Origin of the sequence: Paenibacillus litoralis, assembly GCF_046244365.1 — a bacterium.
In the GTDB taxonomy this organism is placed as follows: Bacteria; Bacillota; Bacilli; order Paenibacillales; family NBRC-103111; genus Paenibacillus_V.
On record NZ_CP176395.1, the window covers coordinates 5822014 to 5838509 of the forward strand.

Genomic DNA, 16496 nt, shown 5'->3' on the forward strand with positions numbered 1-16496 from the left:
CGCTATCGAAGGGGGTATTAGGGTGAACGCTTATCATCCGCAGCTCGTCATGTTCCTCTCCAGCCTGTCCGATCTTCCCCCGCTTCAACTGCATTCCGGTTATTCCGTTCGTACCTACCGGCCGGGCGACGATACGGCATGGAATGGGATTATCAAAGCATCCTTTCAAAAGGAATACGATTTTGCAAAACATATTTCCGAAAGGGACGCCTTCAAGCCGGAACGGGTCCTCTTTGTCTGCCATGATGACCGCCCCGTAGCTACAGCATGTGCCTGGCACAAGTCGGCATGGGGCGAACAGACCGGTTATTTGCATATGGTCGGGGTTCTTCCTTCGTATAGCGGCAAGAAGCTAGGTCATATAGTGAGTCTCGCCGCTTTGCAGCAAATGGTCAAAGAAGGAAGGAAAAGCGCCGTACTGCACACGGACGATTATCGCATTCCTGCCATTGTTACTTATTTGAAGCTTGGCTTTCATCCGCAAATGGCCCATGAAAATCATGTTCAGCGGTGGCGGCAAATTGCCGAAACGCTTGGAAACGCCGAGGTTTTAAAGCTATTACCTGGCTGAGCCGCACATTTTATAGAAAGGTGGCCCCGTGCCGGGATCATGCGATCTTACGTTACCAGGAGAACAGTCGGAGGCAAGAAGTGTTGAACTATAGTGCTCGTCTGGGTGCAACAGTTTGACGCTACGTTTTGTCCGAATTACGAAGAATCTAACCTAACAAATGATGCCTACGTTCATGGGATGAATGATAGGTTTGGCTTACGAGGAGGATATCCATGAACCAGAAACCGACGATAACCGACGAGCGTTTCGTTCCCGTGGACTTATCCGCGGCCTACAACCGAAACATCGCAGGACTGCAAGCAGGAGACTGCTCCGCCGCCGTTCTTTCCCACAAGGAGCGGCTGCTTACCGGCGAGCATGAGCTATGGGGGATCCCCTTCCGGCTCGGTCCGCAGGACCAAGCGAACAATGTCATTCTTCTGAAAGACCGCGAAATCGAGATCGCTTTTCCGGAGCCGTTGCACGACCCCCAGCTGCTGCTGCTGCATGCGGCCGACTTCAAAGAGAGTCCGGCCGATCATGGCGATATTATAAGCCCGATGATGGGCACCCCCCGCCTCGGTGAAACGGTGTGCGACTATGTGCTGCGTTATTCCGACGGAACGGAGGCGTCGATTCCGATTCGCAGGCGCTATCAGATCAGCGAATTTCAAGTCAAATGGGGCGAGAACAGCTTCGAATCGGTTAAACACGTCAAGCCCCGCACGATGACGACGAACACGGACCTGCTTGATAAGGAAGCCCCGGTCATTCCTTGGGGACAAAGCCAGCTGCGCACTACGTTTCAAGGCTTCGGCAGTCTGATGCATCACTGGCTGTATGCGCTTGAGAACCCGCACCCGGACAAACAGCTGATCGGGCTCTCCATGCGGCCCGTCGACGGAACGGCCTTTATTTTCGGCATTACGCGCAGCCGGTTGACCTCCAATCCGTTCCGCTGGGAAGCCCGCCGGCAAATGCGATACGTATCCGAACCCGGCTTCGTCCCGCAGCCTTACGGCGAGCATGCCAATATCCGGCTCGACTTGGGTGAAGTGATCGCCGTAGCGCCGGCTCTCGAATACCATCACGACAGCTGGCTTGACCATCCGAATCCGCGTCTCCCTTCAGCCAAGCCGAACGAGTGGATCATCGATTATACGGCACATCCGGACGCCCGATTAACCGTGAAGCCGGAAGACGGCGGTATCCGCGTCATTCCGCTGCATATGCTGGCCGTATCCCCGGAATGGACCTTAATGGAGCATGTCGCACGCAAAGTGACCGTTCGCGTCGTCGATCGGACCAGCGGGCGTAAAATCGCCGCCAAAATCCATGTCCACGGCTCGTTCGGCGAATATATCGCTCCGGTTAACGGTCATCGGCTGCCCAATTCGCACTGGTTCGAGGATTACGGAGCGGAGTATGTGCAGCAATATCACTACAGCGCTTACATCGACGGCGAAGCGGAATACAAGCTCCCGCTCGGAACCGTTTACGTTGAAATCACGAAAGGCTTCGAAATCCGCCCGGTTCGCCGATCCTATACGATCACCAGCGAGACCGATATGATCACCGTAGAGCTTGAGCAGGTACTGCCCTGGCGGCAAAAGGGCTGGGTGACGGCCGATACGCACGTCCATTTTCTGTCTCCCCAGACGGCGCTGCTGGAAGGGGAAGCCGAGGGCGTCAATGTCGTCAACGTGCTTACGAGCCAGTGGGGCGAAATGTTCAGCAATCTTGGCGACTTCGACGGAAAAACGACGATCGGCAGCAAGGAAAACGGCGGCACCGGAGAATACTTGGTACGCGTCGGAACGGAAAACCGCCAGCATGTCCTGGGACACATATCCTTGCTAGGATACGAGGGTAAAATGATTTTGCCGTTATGTTCAGGCGGACCCGACGAATCGGGACTCGGCGATCCGCTCGAGGCGACGATCAGCGAATGGGCGAGGCGCTGCCGCGAGCAGAACGGGCTTGTCGTCATGCCCCATCTGCCGAACCCGCGGGCGGAAGGCGCCGCCGCTATCGTAATCGGAGAAGTCGACGCGGTAGAAATGTGCTCCTTCGAAAATATCGGCATCAACCCCTATTCCTTGTCCGACTGGTACCGGTACTTGAATTGCGGGTACATGCTGCCGGCCGTTGGAGGAACCGACAAAATGTCGCAAGCGACAGCCGTCGGCACGATACGCACTTACGCGCTCATTCAAGACGAACCGTTTACATACGACGGTTGGATGAATGCCGTGCGGCGGGGGCATACGTTCGCTACGCTCGGTCCGCTGCTCGATTTTCGGGCGGGCGATGGCGAGATGGGCTCCCGGCTTCACCTGCCGGCATCCGGCGGCACGCTGGACGTCGTTTGGCAAGTATCGTCCGTCACCGTACCCGTCACCAAAATCGAGCTCGTCGTGAACGGCGAGCTCCGCGAAATGCAGACGACGGATCCGGAAGCGGGCCACTATGCCGGCCACTGGTCGGTACCGGTCAAGGAAAGCTGCTGGATCGCCCTTCGGATTCGCGGCAAATACCACGACCAGAGCGAAATGATCGCCGCCCACTCCAGTGCGGTGATGGTTAACGTCGAAGGAAAGCCGTGCTTCCGCGCATCCGATGCGGTTACGATCCTAGAGCAGATCGAAGGGTCGACCGCCTATGTGAAATCGCTCGCCACGAAAGCCGACGACCAGACCTACAAGCGCCTGCTCATGACGCTGACGAGCGCGCACCGCGAGCTGCACAACCGGATGCATCAGAACGGGGTCATGCACCGGCATTCGGCGGCCGATCAGCACCGGCACAGTCATCATCCGTCTCATGACGATCACCGGCATGGCAAGCACGACGGTCACGGGCATCATCATTAAGTTACGTTAGAAAAAAGAGGGCCGCCGATCGTACCGGGCAGTCCTCTTCTTTGCGCGAACGCTTATTCTGCAACTTGAAAAAGCTGCGGGATCGCCGGTCCGATATACCGGATACACAATCGGCTTCCTTCGAAGCCGAGCCACCACACGCAGCCGTTATCGCCGTAAGGCCTTAACGGGCTTGAATATTCAAGCCCGAGTGCCGCCAGCATCAGTCTGCGGTTTAGGGCGCCGTGCGCGAACAAGGCTACCCGTTCATCCCCCGTGAAACGGCTGCGAAGCCTCTCGAGCAGGCGCCCGGCCCGCCGGTAACCGGTCTGCGACGTTTCGCCGCCGGGGCAGTGCCAGCCGAGCGGATCGGACTCCGCGTCTTCGGCAAACCGGATCTCTGGATACTTCTCGGCAAGCTGCTCCGTCGTAGGACCGCGATAACCGTCACCGGTCCACACCTCATGCGCGTCGAGCCATACCTCGACCGGCAGCTTCACCGCCCGCGCGAGCGGCTGCGCCGTTTCCACGGCACGCATCAGCGGACTCGAGAAAATATGCGTAAGGCGGGCACCCGCCATGCATACCGCTACTTTCTCGGCCTGCGCGCGTCCCCGTTCGGTCAATCCGCCGTCCGCCAGCAGCGTAGGCGAAGTATTCGTGATGGACTCGCCATGACGGATAATGAATAATTCCATGCCGTTCCCTCCTTGCGTCAAGCGCCTCCATACATTTCTAATCCGCAGCAGCCAAAGGCAGCTGAACAGGCATTCCCGTACGCGCCGATTCGTTAGCGGCCAGTGCGATTTCAACGGCTTTATAAGCGTCCCAAGCGGTTACTAGCGGCTCCCCGCCATGGCCGATGCACGCCAAAAAATGCTCGAATTGCACGCGAAACGGGCTAATTTCCGACGGTCCTTCCTCAACGACGACCTTAGGCACTTCTTTCAGCCCCGCGTCCGGCGTCGATGCCGTTTCCGGTTCCTCTTGCCCCTCCGTCTTCCCTTCCAAATTGCTGTACCTTGCAACGCCGTTTCTGCCGATAAACTCGACCTCCGCGGTAAACGGCCCCGGGTAGCCCCAGAAGCCTTGCACATGGGCAATGGCGCCGCTCTCGAACTGCAGCGTGATTAAAGCGTGGTCCGTTGCATCCCCCCGCTTGTTATGCGCATAAACCGTTCTTACCTCTCCCAGCACGAACCGGGCATAATCGATATCGTGAATGAGCAGATCGAGTATGACGCCGCCGCTCTTAGCCGGATCGTTGTACCATGACCGCGCCAAACCGGGATGCGAGCCGCCCCGCTTCAAATGAGCGGCCTCGACCTCGCCGATCGCGCCTGAAGCCGCCTTTTGCCGGACGAGCTCGTAATCGGGGTAAAACCGCAGCACGTGCCCAACGAACAATCGGACGCCCGCTTTTTCGCACGCGCTTATCATCTCCGCCGCATCCGCCAAATGGGGCGCGATCGGCTTTTCGCAAATCGCATGCTTGCCCCGCCGCGCCGCATCCAGCACATATTCCTTATGCAAATAGGTGGGCAGCGTCACGCATAGAACGTCAGGATCCGTTTCTTCCATCATCTTCTCGTATGACGTATACGGAGCCGCTCCGCACAAGGCAGCCGTAAGCTCGGCAGCTTCCAAACGCGTGCTGCAGACGGCTGTCACGTTGACGCCGTCAATTTGAGACAGATTGCGGGCGTACAGCTCGCCCATCGTACCGCAGCCGACAATCGCGATTTTCAATGCAACCGCCCTCCGTTCCGCTCCATGAAATCCTTAATCCGCTTAAACCTCATCCCATATTCGGCGCACGTTATCGAACGCAATCCTTGCGCCGATACGTGCAGGCTCCATACCTTCGAACTCGATGGATAAATACCCGTCATAGCCGGACGACTTGATCGTCGATAAAAGATGAGGCAGATCGAGGGAGCCGAAGCCTGCGATCGCTCCGCGCAAGTAGTTTCCATAGAGGGTGGGAAACCAGCCTTCTCCCGGATTTTTGCAGCGCTTGCGGGAATAAAAGTCTTTAATGTGCACCATGGAGGCGTGCGGCATCATCTTGGCGACCGCAATATGCGGATCTTCGTCCGCGCACATGAAGTTGCCGACGTCCACCGTCGTTTTATAGTTGGGCCGGTTGACGCGCTCAAGCACCCGGAGTACCCGGTCGCTCGATTGCACGTAGTAGCCGTGATTTTCGAGACTGGTCGTAATTCCGTAGCCGGCCGCATAATCGGCAACCTCGCCGCAGGCTTGGGCAATCGCCGGCAGATCCGCTTCAAACCGGTCGATCGAACACTGGTCGATCGGCCTTTTGGCTACGTCGTGCCGCATCAGCTTCGCGCCAAGGGCATGGGCGATATCCACCTGCCGCTTCATTCTCTCGATTTCGGCTCTTAACGCAGCATCGTCCTTATCGGCAAAATTGCCGCCGACGGCATAATTGGAAATATCCAGTCCTTCCTCCGCGGCCGTCCGGCGAATATCCGCCACGTACCGCTCGTCCTTCATTTGCTCCTTCATCCCGGACAACGGCACGATTTCCACATGCTGCGCGCCCTGCTCGCGGATCCACCCAATCGCTTGGAAAATATCCATTTCCCCTGACGCAATGCAGGAATTTAAGCTGTAGCTGCTGATACCGAGCTTCATGCGATCACCCCTCGCTTTTTAGTCGCTCCAAACTTCTACTCCAAACGGATCTTGGCCAGAACCGGATAATGGTCGGAAGGATGCTTGCCGTCGAACCTGTCGCGGATAATCGCCACGCCTTCCACACGGACATCGGGCGTAACGAAAATATAATCGATCGGCCCGCCTTCCTCGCCTCCCTTGAAGCCGTGAAAGGACCGTCCCGGACTGCCGGTCAAAACCGAGTAAGCATCCTTCAGCGTACAGGGAACCCCGCTTGCCTCCGATTGGCCGCGCCAAAAAGCGATAACCGGATTATCCGGCTCGGCGTTCATGTCTCCCGTAAGCAGAGCGGGAAGCTCCAACCGGTTCCTGTGCTCCGACATACGCTCCCATAGTAGGACGCTGCCTTTCACCCGGGCTAACTGGCTGCGGTGGTCCAAGTGCGTGTTATAGTGAAGAAATTGCTTTTGCGGTTCGTCCCGGTATTGAAAATGCGCCCAAGTGCAAATCCGGTGATGCGTGGCTCCCCAGCTCATCAGTCTTGGTTCGGAAGGATATTCGGACAGCCAAAACTGTCCCCAATCCCGTACCGCAAGCTCCTCTTTTCGGTAATAAATGGCGTTATACTCGTTTTCGGTCCCGCCGTTCCTTCCCTCGCCGACCCTGCCGTAATCCGGCAGCTCCCGGTCAAGATCTTCCAGCATGTCGCGAAGACCCTCCTGGGTCCCCGCCACGGTCGGACGATACCGCTTCACGACTTCGGCTGCGTATCCCTTACGGTACGTCCACGCATTCCCTTCATCCTCCGCCGATTGCCTGCGCAGATTGAAAGTCATGACCGTCATATTCCTCGCATTCATGGCATCTCACTCCGTATGTCGTCCTTAGTATGGGCAGGCTCACCAGCCAGCTCCGCGCTTGCCGCCCGGCCGGTCCTTCGAACCGTTAATGACCCTAAGCTCGCTATTTCCTATCGCTAGAGCAGCCTTAGGCCGGTTAGTGAACCAAAGTTCACTAATAATGAACCAAAGCTCACTATTTCCCATCGGTAGTGCAGCTTTTGGCCGGTTAGTGAACCATAGAGTCCAATTCAGCCCGCCAAGTTCACTATTAGTAAACTTGGCTTCATTATTCAGCTGTAAAGCCCCGGATCCGCTACAAATAGTGAATCTGGGTTCACTAACAGTGAACCTACGTTCACTATCTTCTTCGCCGGAGCTTCGGCTAAGTGTACCTAGGCTTGGATAGAATGGCTCTACCCGACGTCGGCAGTCTTCGCCGGCCTCGGAACAGCCGGCAGCCGGCCGACCGGAGCATGCTCTTCCTGCTGCGCCACGACCGTACCGTCCTCCATGCGCAGCCACGTTTGGAAGCTGCGCTCGCCCTCGCGGAGCCGGATCACCCTTGCGCCTCGGGGGAATTCCGCATCCTCCCCGGCGGTATTATAGCCCCCGGCACGCCCGTAGCAAAGCCATATGCCGTACAGCTCGCCGCAGTAATCGTTCGTGTGGTCGTGGCCGACGAACGTTCCCATGACGTCGCCCATCTGCTTCATCGCTGCGAACATGCCCGTATTCAGCCGGGGACAACCGACGTTTTCATTTTTGACTCCGAAGCACGTATGAAGATCCCAAACGTCATTGTACTCCGGCAGCGGGATATGGAAGAAAGCAAGCGCGGGCAAAGGTTCGCCGTAACGCTCGGTGAACGCGGCGGACTGCCGGATGTACCAATCCACCTGATCGCGCTCCAGCCAGGCGTAGCTTTTGATAATATGCTTGGGCGCGCTGCATCCCGTATCGAAAAAATACAACGCCGCCTTCGCTTCCTCCCCGTCTCTCCCGCACACCTGAAGCACGTAATTGCCCACGCCGGTAACGTCCTCCGGACCGGCTTCGGCCAGGCAGAGCTCGCGGCGGGATACGCCTTCCATCAATTCGGCGCGCGTGCAAATGTCGTGCTCCGAATCGTGATTGCCGAGCGCAATCGCATACGGAATCCCGAATTTCTCCGGAAGCGCCGTCAGCTCCAGAAGCTGCTCCAGCTGGTGGTCGCAGCGGTTCCCTTTGACCGCGTCTCCCGTAAAGACGACGAGATCAGGCCGTTCCGCCGCCAGAACCGATTCGATGACGGCGATCGTGCGCAAATCCTCCGGTACGCCGCCTTCATAATGCAAATCCGCGATTTGCACGATCGTGAACGTGCCGTCCTCGCGAAAAGCCAATTGTTTATTCCCTTTCATGGCGGTCATGCGATCCTCCTTTCAAGCCTTGCCGCACAAGCTTCCTTGCTGCCGCTCCGGGTCATGCACCGGCTGGCGGGTTACGAGCGAGCCGTCCTCCAGCCGGATCCACGTATCGAAACGGCGTTCCCCTTCCCTTAACCTTATGATACGGGCTCCGCGCTGAAAGCCTTCCTGTACCTTGCCGTTAAACCCGCTGACCCGCCCATAGCACAGTCGGATCCCTTGCAGCTCGCCGCAATAGTCGTTGGAATGGTCGTGGCCCGCGAACGCCCCGATGACGTCGCCCTTCTCCACCATAGCGGCAAACAACCCGGCGTTACGCTCGGGGCAGCGCACCTCGTCGAACTTGTACCCGCAGCACGTCTGGGTATTCCATACTTCCTCGTATTCCGGCATAGGAATATGGCAAAAAAGAAGCGCCGGCAGCGTTCGGCCATGACGCCTCGTAAGGGCGTCAGACTCCCGGACGTACCAGTCCGTTTTATCGCGGTCGATCCACTCGCTTCTTCCGTCATGGACTTCGCTCTCCGGCGCATTGCGGTCGCTGTCGATAAAATAGAGGACAGCCGCGGCTTCCGGCGCTCGGGATGCCGAAACCTGCAGCGAATAATTGCCTACCCCGCTCACATGCTTCGGTCCGGATTGCGCCAAGCAAAGAGGACGCTGACTCTCCATATCCATGAGCTCCTGCCGAGTGACGTTTCGCCGCGAATCGTGGTTGCCGAATATGAATGCGTAAGGAATCCCCGCCTTTTCGGCGATAGACGTAATCTGGCGAAATTGCGCCAAGGGATCGGGTCCGCGGCTGCGGATCTGATCCCCGGTGTATACGACCAAGTCGGGCATCTCCTCGCGAAGGATCGCCTCGAGCAGAGCGAACGAGCGCAAATCCTCCGGGGTGCCGCCTCCGTTATGGACATCGGTGAACTGCACGATCGTAAACGTGCCGTTATCGCGAAACTTCAATCCTGCTTCTCCCGTCAAGCGGCTCTCCCCGGTTGTCATTGCGTCATTCCCCCTTTAGATGTTCACAGGCAATCCGGATGCCGCCGAATCGTTCGCGGCCAGCGTAAGCTCAACCGTTTTCAAGGCATCTTCGTAAGGAGAAAGAATAAGCGACGAATCGCCGGTCATGACCGCGCGGATAAACGCTTTGTCCTGCATAGCCAAGCCGTCGGACCGTTCCTGGTATACGACCGTCTTTTCGCGATCGGCAATGGTCAGGCTTTTGCTGTCCAGCAGAATCCGGAATCCCGTCCCCATGAGCTCGACGCCGGAGCGCCGTTCAAACTGGATGCAGTTGTTCTCGATGCTGCCGATCGCGCCGGATTCAAACACGACGTTAACCATGCCTACATCGGGGATGTCGCTTCCTTCGACATCCTGAGTGGCCAGCCGCGCCATGTTGGCGTATACCGTATTGACGTCGCCTGCAAAATAGCGCATCAGATCGACGAGATGCGTCGTCATCTCGACCAGCTGTCCGCCGGATTTGGCCATCACCTTCCACCACGGAGCGCGTACGAACTTCGTCGTATTGTAGCCGCGTACGGTCAATATCCGTTTATCCTGCACATACGCCTTTGCGATGGCGGTCGTATCCTGGTACCGGAGCAGATAGCCGGAGGAGGACAGGACGCCTGCCTTGCGGATCGCTTCCGCTTTGCGGCGGATAACGTCCATCTCCAGTCCGAGCGGCTTCTCTACGAAAAGATGAATCCCGCGAGCGGCAGCCTTCTCTTCGAAATCCCCGTGCGCAAAAGGAGGCACGCAAACGAATAGCACGTCGAGCTTTTCCTTCTCCAGCATGCCGTCGAAATCCGAATAAGCCGTTGCTCCGTATTGCGCGGATACTTTGGCCGCCTGCTCGGCGTTAATATCGCAAATGGCGGCTATCGTCACTTCCTCGAACGAACGAAGCGCGTTCAGATGCGAATTGGCGATACCTCCCGCACCGATAAATCCTACTCGAACTGTCATCTTCATCGTACCTCCACTTAAGAGTAAGAACGTATTATTTCGCTTCGCCGCCGATAATGACGTCCAAATGACGGGCCGTATCGTAGATGGCCTGCAATGGCGCCGACGCATACGAGTGGATTTCCGCGGTCAGCAAATCGTCGTAGCCGATATCCTGCAGCGCCGAACGAACGGCCTGCCAATCGACGTCTCCTGCCAGAAGCGGCACGAAGCCCGCTCCATTGCCCACCCTGCTGGAAAAATCTTTGACATGCACCTTGAAAATGCGGTGTCCCAAAATGCGGATCCACTGCTCGGGAAATCCGAACTGGAGCACATTGCCGACGTCGAAGTACGCCCCGAACGCAGGCGAATCGAGCTCGTCGATATAACGGGCCATTTCGAGCGGGGACAGCAAGAAGCGATTCCAAACGTTCTCGACGCCGATGCGCACTTGCCGGCGCTCCGCTTCGGCAGCCACCTTCCGCAGCTCATCCCGGGTACGGGTATAGCAGTCCTCGTAGGAAGTCGTTTGGTCAACCTTGCCCGGCACGACCAGTACCGTATCCGCTCCGACGGCTTCCGCCAGCTCCAGGAGCTTGAGCGTAACGCGGCGGCCTTCGTCTCTAACAGCTTGGTCAGCGGAAGAAAGTGGCGTTTTGCGTACAAGCCCTCCCGACAGCGAACGCAGCTGAATGCCGTGCTTTTCGGCCATCCGGCGTATTCCTTCCGCTTCGGCCGGCGTCGTTTCCAGCGTCAGGCCTACGCTTCCGGCATGATGCACGACAAGCTCCACCGCATCGTAGCCGGCTTTCCGGCTAGTTGCGAACAGCTCCTCGAGCGGCATATCGTTCGGGAAGCATCCCTGATAAATCCCTTTCAGCATGCGAACTCCTCCTATGATAAAGCGATTGAGTGATGGATTGACGGACGGTTCGTTCAAGCTCTGTATCGCTTAATAAATGCTATCGCATTGCGGATATTCAGCTCGCGCTCGGGCACCTCGCCCTTTTCCCGCTCGATGGTCAGGTAGCCGGTATAGCCGATTTGCCGCAGCGCCGCAAAATATTCGTCGAACCGGACCTCACCCTCCCCGATCGGCGTTTCCGCATGCTCGTATACGGTCTCTCCGTCAACCGTACGGGGAATGCGGACGCCGTCCTTGACATGGGTATGGACGATATACTTTTGCAGCAGATGCACGCCTTGTACCGGATCGTCGCCTTTCACCATCCACAGGTTGGCCGGATCGAAGTTGACCGCCATGCCCGGAACGTTTATCGAGTCAAGGAACGTTTTCAAATGCGCAGCCGTTTCCGGTCCCGTTTCGATCGCATAGCAGGCATTCATCGATGCCGCATACCGGCCGATTTCGGCGCATACGTTCTGCAGCGCTTCATACAGCTCGGAGCTCGTATCGTCCGGAATCGTGCCGATATGCGCGGTTACGATCGGCGTCCCCAGTTCGGCCGCCATATCGAGGATGCGCTTGGTTTTATCGATCCGCTCCCGGTGCGTAGCGATCTCCATAAACCGGGGACCGCCCGTATCGCCGCATAAAGAGGCGACCTCCAATCCGAGCGAATCGATCAGCCGCTTCAGCTCCTTGCGTTCGGCTGCTCCGAGTACATCGGGATCCAGCTCCCGCCGGGCGAAAAGCTGAATGCCTTCCGCTCCGACCTCCTTCGCCTTCTTCACGCCTTCCCATGCGCCGATCTTGAAGTTATCCTCGATAACGCCGATTTTGTTATTCATCGTCAAGCGGATCTCCATCCTCTCTACCAAGTAAAGCCGATTGATTTCAAAAACGCCCTTGCGATCGCCATATGTCCGGCTTTCTTCGGATGAATGCGGTCCGACGCGATAGCGCCGGGATAATAATAGCTCATCAAATCATCCATCACGGCCTGGGTATCGACGAAAATCGCATCGTTCTCTACCGCCAGTCTCCTGACGACGTCCGAGTAACGATCCATCATGGCACGCATCGCATCGGCCCGGTTGGATTCGATATAGAAAGGCGTCATGAGCACGAGACCTTTCAGCTGCTCCTTCGTACCGGCGATCAATTCACGCAAAATGCTTTCGTATTCGTCGATATAAACGGAATTCGTCGGTTTGCCCGGCATATCGAATTGCTGCCAAACGTCATTGATGCCGATCATGATCGACAGCCATTCCGGCCGATGATCCAGCACATCCTGCTGCCAGCGATGCTTGAGATCGCGCGACGTATGCCCGCCGACCCCTTTGTTCATCACCCGTATGCCCAGCTGCGGATAAACGGCCTGCAGCAGCGAGGCGGTGCTGGACACATAGCCCTCGCCTTTCGGAGCTTCCGTAATCGAATCGCCGATCATCAGCAGCGTATCGCCTTGCTCCAGTTTCATCGCCCATTATCCTTTCTCTCTTGAATTCGTTGCCTTTCTCTACGGCATCACCAAGGATCAAGACCCAGAAGCTTACGGCCGAGAGCCGTCAGCTCTGCAGGCTCGGCGCTTGCATTCGCTTCCCAAGCTCGCGGATCTTGAGGAACGTCGGACGTTCCCGTCCGGTTGCGCCAGCACGCGACCGCATCTTCCCGGCGAACGCCGGGCTGTGCCGGAACCATCGAAATGTACTGCGCAAACCGCGGCTGCGATGTATAATTTTGACCGTTTCCATGGGCAAGCAAAATGTCCCAAATTAGCAAATCGCCTGCCTCGCCCGGAATCGGAACCACTTCATGGCCCGTCACGTCGGGCAAGGTCGGATGCCGATCGCCCGGCTGCGTGCGAATCCATTGCTCGAAATCGCGGTATATGCTCGGCACGCACTGAAAACCGCCTTGATCCGCTTCCGTATCGGCCAAGTACAGCACGCCCTGAACGCGGCGCGGCTTCGGCAGCGGGAAAGTCAGCTCGCTTGTGTCCATATCCCAGTGGATAAACCCGGTATTGAATTGCGTAAAATCGTCCCGCCGGGGCGGCTTCATATTGACCCGATCGATGGTGACCCACAGCTTTTCCTCTTCCAGCAGTTCGGCGAACGCGCGGTATAGCCTCGGATGCTGCCGGTTATCCCACAGCGTCTGGTGGTTATACAGCGGCAGCATGCCTGCCTTCTGGTGCTTCCAGAACGCATCCATTCCTGCCGCCGGCCGATACCAGCTCTCCGGATCGTCCGGCTGCTGTCCCGTAAATTTCCAGATCGTGTCAATGACGCGTTCGCAGTTTTGTTTGGGCACTGCATTTTTCACCACGACATAGCCGTTCGTTTCAAAAAACTCGCGCATCTCCGCCGTTATAACAGCTTCCACGTGCTCATCCCCTTCGACCGGATTCGAATTCAATAACCCTTGTGCTTAACGTCATTCCGCTTTAGCCGTCTCGTCAATCAGCTTCCAGTACCTTGCCAGCCAGTAAGGATGAAGATAGACGGTTCCGTCCTCGAGCAAATGACCGTCTCCGCTGTTGCATATGTAAGGCGTTTTGTCCCAACGGTGCATAGGCCTTTCTTCGTACGGCAGCGGCTCGGCGAGCAGGCGGTACCCATGCTTCGCGAGCTCCGGATGGAAGCGGACGTCCGCGCGGACGCTGTTCACGACTTTCCAGTGAATGAAATCGAGAGGCATTTCGGCAAGCGTTTGCACCGCGGCTTCCACGTCGCAGGCTCTCCCGGTCAGCGCCCCGTATACCGCATTCCACAAAGGCGACCGCTCCCGACGCTCGAACTGCCAGTGATGCTCCAAGCTCATCATATATAAGGCGCGCAGATCAGGATCCGTTTCATACATCAGCAAGGGAACGTAAGCATGAAAACCGAGATTGTCGTCAATGCTGTTCGCTTCGCCCAGAAACGTACTTTTCTGCTCCAGAGTGTTCATTCCGTAATGGTAACGGGCGACCACGTTCCGGTATACCCGTTCGTACTTCTCGTCGCCCGTCATATGGACGGCGGATTTCAGAAACGATAAAAGCTGCAGCGAATTGACTCCCCGCTGGTCAAGCCATTTGGCGTCCCGGTTCAGCTTCTCGGGCGTCCACACTGCCCACGTTGTCGGCAAACCGTCAATATCGGTCAAGCAATAATCGTGCTCGATCACATGATCCATAATCGCGCTCACGCATGTTCGGATAAGCGCTTTGTCTTCCTCATCCGCCACCAGATCGTAATAGACGGAATAAGCGTAAAAATGGCCGGTCAGCTCGTCGCTCGACGTATCGCCCTTCCATTCCCATTCGCCGTCCGCGCTCAAACGCCACTCCGGATTGCTTTCGTGCAAGCCGAATCCCGACTCCGACCGGTGACGAACGGAACGGGCGAAAAAGCCGGGTCTGCCGGTAACCGAAAGTAAGCGCATAACCGCATGCATGGAGCGCTTTGCCTTCTCCTTCGCCCGCTCGTCACGGGTCACCGCATAGCGGTAACATTGGGCCGCGACGTAATCGGACGTCCATAGTCCGTCGTTGTCGGAAATTCTGACGCTTCCGCTTTCGATGTCGCCCTCTTCGGTCAGTCCCCTTCGCGTGACGTAGTCGAAACGGGTTTCGTACCGCTCCACCATCCTGTCAAAATGATCCGCCTTCTCCTCCAGCGACATCAGGCGCGCAGCCATCTTCGCTATGCCGCCAGACGTACCGAACCATACAGTCCCGTCAGCCCCGACCGCAATCGCATGAACGTCGTCGTCGGGCAGCCAGCGCTTGGAGGCGAAATACCTCAGCTGTCCCTCGTGAAGCCGGATCGCTCCCCGCGCCGTGCCGAACCAGCGCGTCCCGTCTTCGCCGCGCGCGATTACCCGGACATCCTCGCAGGCCAGCCCCTTGGTGCCGTCGAGCACGTAGAACATATCGCTATCGTCGTGCACGCAGACGCCTTTGTCGGTTCCGATCCACAGATGGCCCCACCGGTCGGCTGACATGCCCCTCAGATCGTCGCTGACGATGCCGCCGTCCCGCGCTTCGATCTTGAACCAGTGCGGCCGTTTGCCGGATAACGCGAACAGCCCCGAGTCCGTCGACGCGTACACTTGACCGTCGCCCAGAACGGCAAGATCGCGCACCTGCGCGCGCCCGAAGAGAGCCACTCGCTTCCAGCCGTCTTTCTCCAAACGAAACAGCCCCGCTTCCGCGGCCGCCCACAGCGTTCCGCGATCGTCCTCCGCCATGGCTACGGCCGGATAGCCAAGACTGTCCCGCCGCCACTCTCCATGGTGAAGACGATACAGCTCGCTGCCTGCCGACATCCAGAGAGCGTCCGCGCGATCCGTATACAGCATGGTAACCGCTGCCTCTTGTGGAAACCGTCCCTCGCTCGAACCCCCGTCGACCGCTGCCCAGCGTTCGCCTTCAAGCCGGGCCAAGCCGGCGTTAGTTCCCGCCCATAACGTACCCGCAGCGAACGCCAGTACGTTCACGCGGCTCGAAGGCAGACCTTGCTGCGTCGTATAAAAGGTGCGTTCCCATTGCGGGAAACGCCCCAGCATAAGCGTCGTCCTAGTGGATTTCATTTTGTTATCACGCCTTCCGAAATCGCCAATGTGCGTTACGAATGTTGAAACAAGGGACGGAAATCCCCCACATACTTCACGTCTACCCCGGCTTCGCCGAAGCTTAGCCAGTACATCGTTCCGTTGCTCTGCAGGAAGCGGACATCGCTGCGGTGATCCAAACCTAGCGCCGCCAGCAGCAGCCGCCGGTTGAAGCCGCTGTGCGAGAACAACGCCACGCGCTCCTCGCCGGGAAACTCGCGCCGCAGCCGGTCCAATATTCGCCGGGCCCGGCCATGCGCCATCTCCTCGTCTTCGTTGCCTTCGCAATACCAGCCTTCCGCCTCTATCTCGTCTTCAAGCTTAATTTCCGGGTACATTCGCGCCAGCTCTTGTTCGCACGGACCGCGGTATGCCCCCTTGTTGCGAACCTCGAACGTTTCGATCCATACCCGAATCGGCAAATCCGCCGCCCGAGCGAGCGGCTGCGCCGTTTCGATCGCCCGTTGCAGCGGGCTGGACACGATGTGCGTCACATTCGCGCCCTCCATACCCGCCTTCACGAGCTCGGCTTGGCTGCGGCCAAGCTCGGTCAATTCCCCGTCCGCCATGTCGTGCGGCACGGTATTGCCGATAGACTGTCCGTGGCGTATGATGAACAATTCCATGGCTTCCTCCTCGTCGTGCGATGTTGTACATTTATTGAGATGTTGTAGGAAATACAACAACTTTCCCGAATATTGCTCTCAAACGGCCTAATCCGTC

Annotated in this window: 15 protein-coding genes; 2 read left to right on the forward strand and 13 right to left on the reverse strand. The window is 57.7% G+C overall.

The window, feature by feature from the left end; all coding sequences use genetic code 11:
- Positions 1 to 22: 22 nt before the first annotated feature.
- Both ACKGJP_RS24750 and ACKGJP_RS24755 read left to right on the forward strand, forming a co-directional pair.
- Positions 23 to 571, forward strand: a complete 549-nt coding sequence (locus ACKGJP_RS24750; protein WP_409341453.1) for a GNAT family N-acetyltransferase — start codon at positions 23 to 25, stop codon at positions 569 to 571.
- A 215-nt stretch (positions 572 to 786) separates the two neighbouring features.
- Positions 787 to 3426: a CehA/McbA family metallohydrolase gene (locus ACKGJP_RS24755; RefSeq protein WP_409341454.1), complete on the forward strand. Its 2640-nt coding sequence runs from the start codon at positions 787 to 789 to the stop codon at positions 3424 to 3426.
- A gap of 62 nt (positions 3427 to 3488) precedes the next feature.
- Here the strand turns inward: ACKGJP_RS24755 and ACKGJP_RS24760 are convergent, their stop codons facing one another.
- The 13 genes from ACKGJP_RS24760 to ACKGJP_RS24820 form a co-directional block, all read right to left on the reverse strand.
- Positions 3489 to 4112, reverse strand: a complete 624-nt coding sequence (locus tag ACKGJP_RS24760; protein ID WP_409341455.1) for a histidine phosphatase family protein — start codon at positions 4110 to 4112, stop codon at positions 3489 to 3491.
- 37 nt (positions 4113 to 4149) lie between these two features.
- Complete coding sequence (locus tag ACKGJP_RS24765) at positions 4150 to 5163, reverse strand: Gfo/Idh/MocA family protein (protein ID WP_409341456.1); 1014 nt, start codon at positions 5161 to 5163, stop codon at positions 4150 to 4152.
- A 42-nt stretch (positions 5164 to 5205) separates the two neighbouring features.
- On the reverse strand, positions 5206 to 6075 hold the full coding sequence (locus tag ACKGJP_RS24770; RefSeq protein ID WP_409341457.1) for a sugar phosphate isomerase/epimerase family protein: 870 nt from the start codon (positions 6073 to 6075) through the stop codon (positions 5206 to 5208).
- Between the two features lie 35 nt (positions 6076 to 6110).
- Complete coding sequence (locus ACKGJP_RS24775) at positions 6111 to 6917, reverse strand: endonuclease/exonuclease/phosphatase family protein (RefSeq protein ID WP_409341458.1); 807 nt, start codon at positions 6915 to 6917, stop codon at positions 6111 to 6113.
- A 395-nt stretch (positions 6918 to 7312) separates the two neighbouring features.
- Positions 7313 to 8308: a metallophosphoesterase family protein gene (locus ACKGJP_RS24780; protein ID WP_409341459.1), complete on the reverse strand. Its 996-nt coding sequence runs from the start codon at positions 8306 to 8308 to the stop codon at positions 7313 to 7315.
- A gap of 12 nt (positions 8309 to 8320) precedes the next feature.
- The gene (locus ACKGJP_RS24785; RefSeq protein ID WP_409341460.1) at positions 8321 to 9307 is read right to left on the reverse strand and encodes a metallophosphoesterase family protein; all 987 of its coding nucleotides are present in this window, start codon (positions 9305 to 9307) and stop codon (positions 8321 to 8323) included.
- A 15-nt stretch (positions 9308 to 9322) separates the two neighbouring features.
- Complete coding sequence (locus ACKGJP_RS24790; RefSeq protein ID WP_409341461.1) at positions 9323 to 10282, reverse strand: Gfo/Idh/MocA family protein; 960 nt, start codon at positions 10280 to 10282, stop codon at positions 9323 to 9325.
- Between the two features lie 34 nt (positions 10283 to 10316).
- Entirely contained in the window at positions 10317 to 11147 is an 831-nt protein-coding gene (locus tag ACKGJP_RS24795; RefSeq protein ID WP_409341462.1) for a sugar phosphate isomerase/epimerase family protein, read from the reverse strand.
- Between the two features lie 53 nt (positions 11148 to 11200).
- A complete protein-coding gene (locus tag ACKGJP_RS24800; protein ID WP_409341463.1) occupies positions 11201 to 12016 on the reverse strand; it encodes a sugar phosphate isomerase/epimerase family protein in 816 nt (271 codons plus the stop codon).
- Between the two features lie 23 nt (positions 12017 to 12039).
- Complete coding sequence (locus tag ACKGJP_RS24805; protein ID WP_409341464.1) at positions 12040 to 12651, reverse strand: SGNH/GDSL hydrolase family protein; 612 nt, start codon at positions 12649 to 12651, stop codon at positions 12040 to 12042.
- Positions 12652 to 12698: 47 nt separating this feature from the next.
- A complete protein-coding gene (locus ACKGJP_RS24810) occupies positions 12699 to 13559 on the reverse strand; it encodes a phytanoyl-CoA dioxygenase family protein (protein WP_409341465.1) in 861 nt (286 codons plus the stop codon).
- 51 nt (positions 13560 to 13610) lie between these two features.
- Entirely contained in the window at positions 13611 to 15752 is a 2142-nt protein-coding gene (locus tag ACKGJP_RS24815; RefSeq protein ID WP_409341466.1) for a two-component regulator propeller domain-containing protein, read from the reverse strand.
- A gap of 35 nt (positions 15753 to 15787) precedes the next feature.
- Positions 15788 to 16399 carry a histidine phosphatase family protein gene (locus tag ACKGJP_RS24820; protein ID WP_409341467.1) on the reverse strand — a complete coding sequence of 204 codons (612 nt, stop codon included), beginning with the start codon at positions 16397 to 16399 and terminating at the stop codon, positions 15788 to 15790.
- Positions 16400 to 16496 lie beyond the last annotated feature (97 nt).